Raw genomic sequence first — 12589 nt, 5'->3', positions numbered from 1 at the left:
TAATGACAGAGCCTGTGTCATTAAGACAATAGATAAAGCATGTCATTTTGACAATCACTATTTATTAAAGCGTTATAAATCAATACATTAAAAATTGGCACACTTCCTGCAATCTCTACAGCATATTCCCGACTATGACTACTGAGGTTTCAGAACATGACAATTCACGTTAAGAACAATATCCACTGGGTTGGACAACGCGACTGGGAAGTTCGTGATTTTCACGGCACCGAATACAAGACGCTGCAAGGCAGTAGCTACAACAGCTACCTGATCCGCGAAGAGAAAACCGTGCTGATCGATACCGTCGATCACAAATTCAGCCGTGAGTTTGTGCAGAATCTGATGGCAGAAGTGGATCTGAACACGATTGACTACATCGTGATCAACCACGCCGAAGAGGATCACGCCGGGGCACTGAGCGAACTGATGGCGCGTATTCCCAACACGCCAATTTATTGTACCTACAATGCGATCGATTCCATTACTGGGCACCACCACCACCCTGAGTGGAATTTCCACACGGTCAAAACTGGCGACACGCTGGATATCGGCAACGGCAAGCAGCTGATCTTTATCGAAACACCAATGCTGCACTGGCCGGACAGCATGATGACCTACATGACCGAAGATGCCGTGCTGTTCAGTAACGATGCGTTCGGTCAGCACTACTGCGATGAGCACCTGTTCAATGACGAAGTGGATCAAACTGAACTGTTCGAGCAGTGCCAGCGCTATTTCGCCAATATTCTGACGCCGTTCAGCCGCTTGGTGACCGCCAAGATCCACGAAGTGCTGGGCTTTAACCTGCCGCTGTCGATGGTGGCAACCTCACACGGCGTGGTATGGCGTGACGATCCGGCCCAGATCATCCACCTGTATCTGAAGTGGGCGGACAGCTATCAGGAAGATCGCATCACGCTGTTTTACGACACCATGTCCAATAACACCCGCATGATGGCTGACGCCATTGCGCAAGGCATCAATGATGTCGATCCCGGCGTAGCGGTAAAAATTTATAACGTCGCCCGTCACGACAAGAACGAAATCCTGACACAGGTGTTCCGCTCGAAAGGCGTGTTAGTCGGTTCATCCACCATGAATAACGTGATGATGCCGAAGGTCGCTGCCATGCTGGAAGAGATCACCGGGCTGCGTTTCCAAAACAAGAAAGCCTCGGCGTTCGGTAGCTACGGCTGGAACGGCGGTGCGGTAGACCGCGTTCAAACCCGTCTGATGGATGCCGGTTTTGAAACCACGCTGGCGCTGAAAACCAAATGGCGTCCTGATGGTTCCGCGCTGGAAATTTGCCGCAATCACGGTCGCGAAATCGCCCGTCAGTGGGCATTACATCCGCTGGATGACACGCCTGCCCGTCGCGTCATCTCGCCCGTAAAACAGACTGCTGCGGCACCGCAAACCACCACCGCCCCGCAGAATGTGAGCGCCCCAGCCGAGAGCGCCTGCGGATGCAATGAAGTCGCTGCGCCACAGTCAACCGCACAGCCAGCGGCACAGTCAGAAAACGGTTGTATGGTGTGCAGCGTCTGCCAGTGGATCTACGATCCGGCACTCGGCGAACCGATGCAGGATGTCACCCCAGGCACCATGTGGTCGGACGTACCAGACAGCTTCCTCTGCCCGGAATGTGGGCTGGGCAAAGACGTTTTCAATCCGATTCGCTAAGGAGAGGATGATGAAAGATATCGTGATTATTGGCGCGGGCTTTGCCGCCCGCCAGCTCATCCGACAGCTGCGCAAGCTGGATGCGCACTGCCCTATCCGCCTGATTACTGCCGATAGCGGCGATGAGTACAACAAGCCGGATCTAAGCCATGTGATGGGTCTGCAACAGCACGCCGACGATCTGACCAAGATGTCGGCAACCGCGTTTGCTGAAGAAAACCGCATTGCGCTGCTGGCAAATACGCGCGTCACCGCCATTGACCGCCAGGCGCAACAGGTCATCTGCGGCACGGATCGTTACGATTACCACAAGCTGGTGTTCGCAACGGGTGCCAGTGCGATGGTGCCGCCGATTCCGGGACGCGAACATATGCTGACGCTCAATAGCCAGCAGGAATATCGTACCCACGAAAGTCGGCTCTGGCAGGCCGAACGCCTACTGGTGCTCGGTGCCGGACTCATCGGGACTGAGCTGGCGATGGATTTGGGTCGCGCTGGAAAACGGGTCACGCTGGTTGACTGTGCCAGCAGCATTCTGCCCGCGTTGATGCCGCCCGAAGTCAGCGCGCGCCTACAGTTCACGCTAACGCAGCAGGGCGTTTCGCTGTTGCTGAACACGACTCTGCAACAGTTGGAGAAAACCGAAACTGGCATACAAGCCACATTTACCGATGGTCGTTCTGTCGAGGTGGACGAAGTCCTCTCCGCTATCGGTTTACAGGCCAACACGCAGTTAGCGAAAGCAGCAGGTTTGGCGGTGCAAAAAGGCATTCAAACCAATGCGCAGTTGCAGACCACCGATCCACTGATTTATGCGCTGGGCGACTGCGCGGAGATTGGTGGTAAGCTCCTGCCTTTCCTGCAGCCGATTCAGCTCAGCGCGATTACGCTGGCGAAAAACCTGCTGGGTGCCAGTGAGACGCTAACGCTGCCGCCGATGCTGGTAAAAATCAAGACGCCGCTGTTTCCCTTACAGATGGCAGGCGATACCACCGGCGGTGATTTGCACTGGCAGCAGGAATGGAACGAACAGGGGATGGTAGCAAAAGCGCTGGATGGTCAGCAGGTGCTACGCGCTTTTGTGGTCGGCGGTGAGCGGATGAAAGAGGCATTTCCGCTGCTGCGACAGCTTTCCACAGTGCGTTCAGCCACGGCCTGAGCCAGCAAAATAAATAATGCATTTAAAATACATATTTTCTGGTCAGCCTGCGTGCGGATTAATAGAATACGGCTATCGCTTTTAGAATTTACAGACCGAGGTAAAGATGCAAGATCTCATTTGTTATAAGAAGATGCCGCAGTGGAACAGCCAGACGCTGCCTGCCGCGTTTCAGGAAAAGCACAACACGCAGGAAGGCACCTGGGCAAAACTGACCGTGTTGAAAGGGGAAATGACCTTCTCCATGCTGACCGAAGACGGCGAGACGCTGGAGACATTCCAGTTCTCCGAGCAGAACCAGCCGCCGTTTGTTGAGCCGCAGGCGTGGCATCGCATCGTCTCGTTTTCTGACAATCTGGAATGTCAGCTCAGCTTTTTCTGCTCAGCGGAAGATTTTTACCATAAAAAATACGGTCTGACGCGTACCCATTCCGAAGTGATCAACGCCGTGCAGCACATCAAGCCGGGCAAAACGCTCGATTTAGGCTGCGGCGGCGGGCGCAACTCGCTGTACCTGAACCTGCGCGGGTTTGACGTCACGGCCTGTGATAAGCACGAGCAAAGCATTGATTCGCTGAATAACATCATCAAGAGCGAAGCGCTGGAAAACATTCGTGCGGGCGTTTACAACATCAATCTGGCGGAAATCAAAGAACAGTACGACTTCATCCTGTCGACCGTCGTGCTGATGTTCCTGGAACGCGATCGTATTCCGCACATCATCAGCAATATGCAGGACAGCACCGTTAACGGCGGCTACAACCTGATTATCGCGGCGATGTCGACGGAAGATTGCCCGTGCCCAATGCCTTTCTCGTTCACCTTTAAAGAAAACGAGCTGAAGGACTATTACGCCGATTGGGAGATCCTCAAATACAACGAGGATATGGGTGAGCTACACAAGACCGATGCGCAGGGTAACCGCATCAAGCTGCGCTTCGCCACGCTACTGGCAAGAAAGCCGTAAGCACTGGTTAGCCGCTAAAAAACCTAACTAATAAAAAAATAATACATAAAATACAAAAGGGCCGATTAATCGGCCCTTTTTATTTCGCTATACGCTGCGAGAATCAGCTGGCTTTGCGCGCTGCCGCGATGCGGTAAGCCACCAGATCTTCAATCGTCAGTACCGGCATATCGTGCTGTTTGGCAAACGTGATCACTTCCGGCGCGTGCGCCATTGAACCATCATCGTTCGTCAGTTCACACAGAACACCAGACGGCTTCAGGCCCGCCAGCTTCATCAGATCAACCGTCGCTTCAGTATGACCACCGCGCGTTAACACGCCACCCGGTTGGGCGCGCAGCGGGAATACGTGACCAGGACGATTCAGATCGCTCGGCTTGGCGTTATCCGCAATCGCGGCACGAATGGTGGTCAGGCGGTCGGTAGCAGAAACGCCCGTCGTCACGCCTTCGGCGGCTTCGATCGTCACGGTGAATGCCGTTTGGTAATGGCTGGAGTTCTTCTCCACCATCATCGGCAATTCCAACTGCTGGCGACGCTCTTCCGTCAGGCACAGGCACACGATGCCACTGCCGTGACGAATCGTCAGCGCCATTTGTTCAACGGTCATATTTTCAGCGGAAAAGATCATGTCACCTTCGTTTTCACGATCTTCATCATCCAACACCAGCACGCCGCGGCCGTGACGCAATGCATCAAGTGCGCGTTCTACGCGTTCGGTAGGATTGCCAAATTCAGAAAGTAATGTCTGATTCATGGTAAAAAACCTCAATGTTATTATGGATTACCAGAATCAGGGCGAGCTTGAGGAGTAACCATTACGACTGGTTGCATAGTAATAGTTAACAAAAATAACGCGAGCGGGCATATAGCCCGACAGATACCGTTACTCTCTCCCATCCGGACTTTAACCGTCGGCTCCGGAATTACACCGGATCTGCTGACCCCACGCTGCGAAATCGATAATTAAATCGGAAAACACAGCGAGAGCGCTCGCGGGCTTCCAGTATGTGTACTGGTTTACCGCCGGTGGGGAATTACACCCCGCCCTGAGAATAAGCGGGTTTACTATAACGCTAATACCTCGATAGGGCAATTGATCCGCCACAGGAAATAGGGCAAAACGTATGCTGGATTACAGTAAAATTATGCTGAATATGTGCAAAGCAGATGTCAGATTTTATTTATACCCATTACACTTGCTATAGTAATAACTTACATAACCTAATCAGGAAAGCGACATGATTGACCCAAAGAAGATTGAGCAAATCGCCCGTCAAGTGCATGAATCCATGCCAAAAGGTATCCGGGAATTGGGTGATGATGTGGAGAAAAAGATTCGTCAGGTCTTGCAGGCACAGCTGACCCGATTGGATTTGGTGAACCGTGAAGAGTTCGATATTCAGACGCAGGTTCTGCTCCGCACGCGCGAGAAGATTGCCCGTCTGGAACAGCGTATGACCGAGCTGGAAGCGAAACTGTCTACGGAAGAAAAGCCCGCCGCAGCGCCGGAAAACGACGAGTCATCACAATAACTCGTCTCATCACAACAACGCGTTATCATCGCAATGCAGCGCCCTAGTCAGGGCGTTGCTCGATTCCCTACCCCGCACCAGCGACAGCCTTAAGAAACACAGATTTCACGTCACGGAATTCAGAATAAACGACTCAGTGGGAAACCAGTTCGACCTGCTTGCGCGGCAGGAACAGCCATAGCGCGGCCAGCATGATTAACGCATACAGCGATTTCCAGCCGATCATCAGCAACAGCGCACAGCAAAGCATTCCGCCTATTGCCGCCATCACTTTGGCGCGCCCTTTCAGCAGACGCCACCCCGCCAACATGCACAGCAGATAAATCAGCACAAAGATACCGTTCGCATACACAATCAGCATATCCAGCGGTAGTCTGAGCCAGTAAATCAACAGGCAACACACCAGACAGCACGCCACCACAACCGACAGCGCATTCACTGGAGTCTGCCCTGCAGACAGCTTCGCTAATGCACTTCCTTTCGATGTCTGCGACCAGACTAAACGGGCGAAGCCCTGCGTGTAGATATTCACGCTGGCAAAGCAGGCCAGATACCCAACAAAGCAGGCAATCCACAGCGCGTGTTCGCCAAACAGTTGCACGACGATACCCGGCAATGAGGCCGTTGCGGCAATCCCTTCACCGTAGGCTTTAAAATGCAGCACGGCCACCGTACATCCCCAGTAAACCGCGCCGGCAACCAGCATACCGATCAGTAAAGCCCGTGGAAAATCACGTTCCGGCACCCGAAACTCCGTCGCCATATGGGCAAAAGCCTCAAGGCCAACGAAGCACCAGAACATCACAGCCAGCGCGCCGAAAGTGTTAGACCATGACAGTTCACTCACTGACGGCCAGGGAATATGCGCGGGCGTGATATCGCCCTGCCACCAGATTGCGGCAACCAGCCCCACCACTAGCATTGCAATGACGATCTGAATGTTGGCGCTGGATCCCGCACTGCGCAGGCCAAGCAGCCAGATACCACCGAGCGTCAGCAGCTGTACGCAGAGCAGCCCCAGATCGCTCCAGCCAAACGCCGCCTGCCAGAATCCGGCAGCAATCTGCAAAGCAGCGGGCAGACCCAACGGAATAACGGACAGGAATAGCCAGCCAGTCACCCGTGCCATACGCGGCCCAAAGGCGAGGTTAACAAAGTGCGCTGCCCCGCCCGCATTAGGAAAATGTTGCCCTAGCGCGGCAAAGCCAATGGCGATAGGAAAAACAAGCAGGATCAAGATCGGCCACGCCCATAGACTGTCTTGCTGTGCCAGCTGTGCGGCCAGCGCGGGAACGGCAAACACCCCAGTCCCCAGCAGAGAAGTAGACAGCAACCCCACGCCCTGAATCAGCCCAAGCTCTTGTTTTAATCCTTTTGCTTCACTCACTACGTTTCACCTTTTCTTGCTTTTTTACACCACAGCGCTACCGGATCGAAGAATAAAAAAAGCCTCCACTAACGGAGGCTTCTCTCACCCACTGCATTCGCAAACTTATGTTTTCACATAAATGTCTATCAGGCGTTGGCTTTCAGCACATCGCGAATGCGGGCTTTGTAGGATTCAACCTTCTGCGGCGTCATCATACGACGTTCGTCATCCTGCACCACACCGCCAACATCATCAGCAATACGCTGTGCAGACTGTAACATCAGTTTAAAGTTTTGGCTGGCATCGCCATAAGACGGCACCATCATGAAAATGGACACGCCGGGCGTCGAGAACTCGGACATGGCATCGACATTAAACGAACCGGGTTTAACCATATTCGCCAGGCTGAACAACACCGGGCCTGCGCCAGCGGGGTTCACATGGCGATGGAAAATGTTCATTTCACCAAACTGGAAACCGGCCTGAAGCAGACTTTGCAACAGCACTTCGCCGCCAATGACACCGCCCTGATGCGCCACAACGTGCAGCACCAGAACCGCTTCTTTTGCCGCTGCAGGTTCAACTGGCTCAGCAGGCGCGGGCTGAACTTTCTCATGCAGCGAATGTGCAACAGGCTGCTGTGGAGCAGATTCCGGTGCATCATACGCAAACGGCTCACGCGGAGCGTTAATGCTCGGTTCAGAAATCGGGTTTTCTCTAGGGGCGACAACCTGCGGGTTAGTCTCACCACGTACCTGCGCACGCGGAGAATCTACCGGCGTGGCTTCATCCAGTAGAGGGTCGTAAGAAGAGACGGGAGACAGATGCTCGAACGGCGATTTCGCCTCTGAACGAACGTCTTCACGTGCACTGTTGTTATTAAGTGAAGAATGATCAAATGACGCGTTATCAAATGATGAGTTATCGAGTGAAGCGCTGCCAAATGAAGGTTCACTCTGCTGCGGCCGAGCGCCCTTCACGCGAACTTCGCCAACGCCTTCATCCAGATCGTCAAGCGGCGTTTCATCACGCGCTTTCTTTACACGTTTAGCTGGGCGGTCACGAAAAAGGGACGAGCGTTCTTTACGGCTAGTCCACAAGCCGTGCAGTAAAAGCGCTATTATAGCGATCGCGCCAACAACGATTAATATCAGACGCAAGTCCTGCATCATTGCTATCCCAATTGTTCCAAAAAAACATTGCCACCACGGCAAATACCTATACTACTAACTCTATTTGCCTGAGTACACAAGTGCAAGCCTGCACGGTACTTTATGACAATAAAGATAGATACAACGCACTTTTTTGCTGTTTTTTCATCCAAATGCGGGCTAGTCAGCATAAGATCATCCCGATATGATGCCTCAACAAACAAATGACTGAGTCTATCGGCACTATGTCTTCAGAAAAACAATCGTCTTCAGAAAAACCATCATCTTCCGAAAAATCGTCTTACGGTAATACCATAGGCCAGGTTCGCAGCGGCATACACTATTTTCTTGCTGGATGGCGCCTGATCTCACTGCCGGGCATCCGACGTTTCGTTATTCTGCCCTTACTGATGAACATCGTACTGATGGGCGGGGCTTTTTGGTGGCTTTTTACCCAGCTGAATGACTGGATTCCGCAGATCATGAGCCACATTCCGAGCTGGCTGCAATGGCTCAGCTACCTCATTTGGCCACTTGCCGTGATCTCCATTTTGCTGGTATTCAGCTACCTATTTAGCACGATCGCCAATTTCATCGCCGCACCGTTTAACGGCTTGTTAGCCGAGCAGCTGGAAGCAAAACTAACCGGCCAAACGTTGCCGGACAGCGGCATACTTGGCATCGCTAAAGACGTCCCACGCATCATGAAGCGTGAAATCCAAAAGCTGGCGTATTACCTGCCACGCGCCATTGTGCTATTTCTTCTCTATTTCATCCCCGGCATTGGGCAAACTGTCGCTCCGGTACTGTGGTTCCTGTTCAGCGCGTGGATGCTGGCGATTCAATATTGTGATTATCCTTTTGATAACCACAAAGTGGGATTTGCCACGATGCGTCAGGCATTACGCCGCCATAAAGTCGCCAATATGCAGTTTGGCGCGTTGGTCAGCCTGTTTACGCTGGTGCCTTTTTTGAATCTGGTCATCATGCCCGTTGCGGTATGCGGTGCAACGCAGCTGTGGGTGGATCGTTATCGCGATCTATCAGCAACCCTGCCGAAAAAAGCGCCATAAAAAGACCGCAAGCACTGGCTGATAACAGCCGGTGCTTTCTATTGTAATGAAAAGATATTTCTTAAGAACATAACGATATAGCAATTCTTTACTTCACTGAAAAGTGTGAACGGGTATTCTCTCTACGTTCGCAAAAATTTCATACAGTTATAAGGACAGGCTATGAGCAAGATCTACGAAGACAATTCTTTCACAATCGGCCATACGCCGCTGGTTCGCCTGAACCGTATCGGCAACGGACGCATTCTGGTTAAAGTGGAATCCCGCAACCCGAGCTTCAGCGTAAAATGCCGTATCGGCTCCAACCTGATTTGGGATGCAGAAAAACGCGGCGTTCTCAAACCAGGTATTGAGTTGGTTGAACCTACCAGCGGAAACACAGGGATTGCCCTGGCCTATGTCGCCGCAGCTCGCGGTTACAAACTCACGCTCACCATGCCGGAAACCATGAGCATCGAGCGCCGCAAGCTGCTGAAAGCGCTAGGTGCTAATCTGGTGCTGACCGAAGGCGCGAAAGGCATGAAAGGTGCCATCGCCAAGGCAGAAGAGATTGTCGCCAGCGATCCACAGCGTTATCTGCTGCTACAGCAGTTCAGCAACCCTGCTAACCCAGAAATTCACGAGAAAACCACCGGCCCTGAAATCTGGGAAGATACCGATGGTCAGGTTGATGTCTTTATCTCTGGCGTCGGTACTGGCGGTACGCTGACGGGTGTCAGCCGCTACATCAAGAACACCAAAGGAAAAGCCATCATCAGCGTGGCGGTTGAACCTACCGACTCACCGGTGATCACTCAGGCGCTGGCTGGCGAAGAGCTGAAGCCAGGCCCGCACAAGATTCAGGGCATCGGCGCGGGTTTCATTCCGGGTAACCTGGATTTGAAACTGATTGACCGCGTAGAGAAAGTGACGAACGAAGAAGCGATCGGTACCGCGCGCCGTTTGATGGAAGAAGAAGGCATTCTGGCTGGTATTTCTTCCGGTGCAGCCGTTGCCGCAGCGCTGAACTTGCTCAAAGAAAAAGAATTTGAAGATAAAACTATCGTCGTTATTCTGCCTTCTTCCGGCGAACGTTACCTCAGCACAGCACTCTTTGCCGACCTGTTCACCGAGCAGGAACTGCAACAATAACCTCCCGGTCACACTCGAACAACAAGTGACCAATGTGTTAAAAAAGCACCTATTTAGGTGCTTTTTTGTGGCACAGTTCAAACTTTCCACCACATGTGGATTGCTTTTCTACATCAGGTTTAGTATTTAACCGAACAATTATTTTGATGCGTGAAATTAATATCCGGCAAGTACCACGCCTCATCACATTATGTTTTTCCTGCGCATGACCGTTTTTTTTCCTGCGCACGATAGCCCACATCGCCGTTTTGCGACTGAGGTTAAGATAATGGGTGACGGAATCCGCGGTATTTGATGGTATTTTATTCAGGAAATACGTTTGACGGTTTTCTTGTCGCATCGTGGCCTGCCCCTGTAACATAAATCAGGAGCTAACCAAACAGGCTAAAGTTCAGTGAATCAACTAAACTTTAGTTCCACAACATTAATCTAATCCATAAGTTGGGGAAAAAAGCATGTTCCAGCAAGAAGTGACTATCACCGCACCGAATGGCCTGCACACTCGTCCTGCTGCTCAGTTCGTCAAAGAAGCCAAAGGCTTCACCTCTGAAATCACAGTGACGTCTAACGGCAAGAGCGCTAGCGCTAAGAGCCTGTTCAAATTACAAACACTCGGCTTAACACAAGGAACTGTGGTTACTATCGCTGCGGAAGGCGAAGACGAACAAAAAGCGGTTGAACACCTGGTCAAGCTGATGGCTGAGCTCGAGTAAACAACGAGTTTTTTAGTGAACACCAGAATCGAGTAAGGTAGGGTTATGATTTCAGGCATATTAGTATCACCGGGTATTGCTTTTGGTAAGGCACTGTTACTGAAAGAAGATGAAATTCTCATCAACCGGAAAAAAATCTCTGCGGATCAGGTGGAGCAGGAAATTGAACGTTTTCTGACTGGCCGTTCCAAAGCATCCGTACAGTTGGAAGCTATCAAGAAGAAAGCGGGCGAGACGCTGGGCGCAGAGAAAGAAGCCATCTTCGAAGGCCACATCATGTTGCTGGAAGATGAAGAGTTCGAGCAGGAAATCATAGCCCTGATTAAAGATGAGCATGCTTCCGCCGACGCTGCTGCATTTTCCGTCATCGAAAACCAGGCTAAAGCACTGGAAGAGCTTGATGATGAATATCTGAAAGAACGCGCTGCGGACATGCGTGATATCGGGAAGCGTTTGCTACGCAACATTCTCAATATGACCATCGTCGATCTGGGCGATATTCAGGATGAAGCCATTCTGGTTGCCACGGACCTGACACCGTCAGAAACCGCGCAGTTGAATCTGGACAAAGTGCTGGGCTTCATCACCGACCTTGGTGGCCGCACGTCTCACACGTCCATTATGGCCCGTTCGCTGGAACTGCCTGCGATCGTCGGCACGACAAATGTGACCCAGCAGGTTAAAAACGGCGACTATCTGATTCTGGATGCCGTAAACAACCAGATCTATCAGAATCCGACCGCGGATAAAATTGAAGAATTAAAAGCCGTTCAGCAGCAATACCACGCTGAAAAGTATGAGCTGGCCAAGCTGAAAGATCTGCCGGCCATCACGCTGGACGGTCATCAGGTTGAAGTCTGTGCCAACATCGGTACCGTGCGTGATGTCGCCGGTGCAGAGCGTAACGGCGCAGAAGGTGTCGGCCTGTATCGTACCGAATTCCTGTTCATGGATCGTGACTCACTACCTACCGAAGAAGAGCAGTTCCAGGCGTATAAGGCGGTTGCCGAAGCCGTTGGCGCTCAGGCCGTGATCGTCCGTACCATGGATATCGGTGGCGACAAAGATCTGCCATACATGAACCTGCCGAAGGAAGAGAACCCGTTCCTTGGCTGGCGTGCTATCCGTATCTGTCTGGATCGTAAAGAAATCCTGCATGCCCAACTGCGTGCCATTCTGCGCGCATCAAAATTTGGCAAGCTGCGCATCATGTTCCCGATGATTATTTCCGTGGAAGAAGTACGTGAGCTGAAAGCCGAACTGGAGATGCTGAAAGCACAGCTGAGAGAAGAAGGTAAAGCCTTCGACGAAAGCATTGAAGTCGGCGTGATGGTTGAAACACCTGCCGCCGCCGCCATCGCGTCACATTTAGCCAAAGAAGTCGACTTCTTTAGTATTGGGACAAATGACTTAACCCAGTATACTCTGGCAGTTGATCGCGGTAATGAGCTGATTTCTCATCTCTATAATCCGATGTCCCCCGCCGTCCTGACCCTGATTAAACAGGTTATTGACGCGTCTCATGCCGAAGGCAAATGGACAGGGATGTGTGGTGAGCTCGCCGGTGACGAACGTGCTACACTACTGTTATTGGGAATGGGTCTGGACGAATTCAGCATGAGTGCGATCTCTATCCCGAGCATCAAGAAAATCATCCGTAATGCGAATTACGAAGATGCGAAGGCGCTGGCGGAGCAAGCACTCGCTCAACCGACAGCACAAGAGTTAAGCAATCTGGTGAGCCGCTTTATTAAAGAAAAAACGCTCTGCTGATTCTGCTTTACCTAATAGGTTTCAAGGTGGCA

At 51.9% G+C, this 12589-nt stretch carries 12 protein-coding genes and 1 riboswitch; of the genes, 8 read left to right on the top strand and 4 right to left on the bottom strand.

The window, feature by feature from the left end; genetic code table 11:
• Positions 1–156 precede the first annotated feature (156 nt).
• From norV to tehB, 3 genes are all read left to right on the top strand, one after another.
• On the top strand, positions 157–1686 hold the full coding sequence (gene norV, locus BJJ97_RS09505) for an anaerobic nitric oxide reductase flavorubredoxin (protein WP_095993778.1): 1530 nt from the start codon (positions 157–159) through the stop codon (positions 1684–1686).
• A gap of 7 nt (positions 1687–1693) precedes the next feature.
• Complete coding sequence (gene norW / locus BJJ97_RS09500) at positions 1694–2845, top strand: NADH:flavorubredoxin reductase NorW (protein ID WP_227003583.1); 1152 nt, start codon at positions 1694–1696, stop codon at positions 2843–2845.
• A 106-nt stretch (positions 2846–2951) separates the two neighbouring features.
• Entirely contained in the window at positions 2952–3812 is an 861-nt protein-coding gene (gene tehB, locus BJJ97_RS09495; RefSeq protein WP_095993776.1) for an SAM-dependent methyltransferase TehB, read from the top strand.
• 103 nt (positions 3813–3915) lie between these two features.
• On the opposite strand, the gene ribB is transcribed toward tehB, so the two are convergent.
• Positions 3916–4569, bottom strand: a complete 654-nt coding sequence (gene ribB / locus BJJ97_RS09490) for a 3,4-dihydroxy-2-butanone-4-phosphate synthase (RefSeq protein WP_039484980.1) — start codon at positions 4567–4569, stop codon at positions 3916–3918.
• A gap of 127 nt (positions 4570–4696) precedes the next feature.
• Positions 4697–4873: riboswitch (FMN riboswitch) on the bottom strand.
• A 180-nt stretch (positions 4874–5053) separates the two neighbouring features.
• Between ribB and ubiK the strand changes: the two genes are divergently transcribed.
• On the top strand, positions 5054–5347 hold the full coding sequence (ubiK, locus tag BJJ97_RS09485) for a ubiquinone biosynthesis accessory factor UbiK (RefSeq protein WP_095993775.1): 294 nt from the start codon (positions 5054–5056) through the stop codon (positions 5345–5347).
• A 133-nt stretch (positions 5348–5480) separates the two neighbouring features.
• On the opposite strand, the gene yjeH is transcribed toward ubiK, so the two are convergent.
• Positions 5481–6734 carry an L-methionine/branched-chain amino acid transporter gene (gene yjeH, locus BJJ97_RS09480; protein ID WP_095993774.1) on the bottom strand — a complete coding sequence of 418 codons (1254 nt, stop codon included), beginning with the start codon at positions 6732–6734 and terminating at the stop codon, positions 5481–5483.
• A 128-nt stretch (positions 6735–6862) separates the two neighbouring features.
• Positions 6863–7888, bottom strand: coding sequence for a cell division protein ZipA (gene zipA / locus BJJ97_RS09475; protein ID WP_193438357.1), 1026 nt, complete (start codon positions 7886–7888; stop codon positions 6863–6865).
• Positions 7889–8112: 224 nt separating this feature from the next.
• On the opposite strand from zipA, the gene cysZ reads away from it, so the two are divergent.
• Together cysZ and cysK are read left to right on the top strand one after the other, a co-directional pair.
• Positions 8113–8940 carry a sulfate transporter CysZ gene (gene cysZ, locus BJJ97_RS09470; protein WP_193438356.1) on the top strand — a complete coding sequence of 276 codons (828 nt, stop codon included), beginning with the start codon at positions 8113–8115 and terminating at the stop codon, positions 8938–8940.
• A gap of 162 nt (positions 8941–9102) precedes the next feature.
• Positions 9103–10071 carry a cysteine synthase A gene (cysK, locus tag BJJ97_RS09465; RefSeq protein ID WP_095701714.1) on the top strand — a complete coding sequence of 323 codons (969 nt, stop codon included), beginning with the start codon at positions 9103–9105 and terminating at the stop codon, positions 10069–10071.
• Between the two features lie 49 nt (positions 10072–10120).
• Here the strand turns inward: cysK and BJJ97_RS22080 are convergent, their stop codons facing one another.
• Entirely contained in the window at positions 10121–10411 is a 291-nt protein-coding gene (locus tag BJJ97_RS22080; RefSeq protein ID WP_095993772.1) for a hypothetical protein, read from the bottom strand.
• 115 nt (positions 10412–10526) lie between these two features.
• Here BJJ97_RS22080 and ptsH point away from each other — a divergent pair, with 115 nt between their 5' ends.
• Both ptsH and ptsI read left to right on the top strand, forming a co-directional pair.
• On the top strand, positions 10527–10784 hold the full coding sequence (ptsH, locus tag BJJ97_RS09455) for a phosphocarrier protein Hpr (protein ID WP_005971891.1): 258 nt from the start codon (positions 10527–10529) through the stop codon (positions 10782–10784).
• A gap of 45 nt (positions 10785–10829) precedes the next feature.
• Positions 10830–12557: a phosphoenolpyruvate-protein phosphotransferase PtsI gene (gene ptsI / locus BJJ97_RS09450; protein ID WP_039513182.1), complete on the top strand. Its 1728-nt coding sequence runs from the start codon at positions 10830–10832 to the stop codon at positions 12555–12557.
• The last annotated feature ends 32 nt before the right edge of the window (positions 12558–12589 follow it).

Source organism: Pectobacterium polaris (assembly GCF_002307355.1).
Taxonomy (GTDB): Bacteria; Pseudomonadota; Gammaproteobacteria; order Enterobacterales; family Enterobacteriaceae; genus Pectobacterium; species Pectobacterium polare.
The sequence above is the reverse complement of the archived record's forward strand: the minus strand, read 5'-3'. Positions and strand labels throughout refer to the sequence as shown.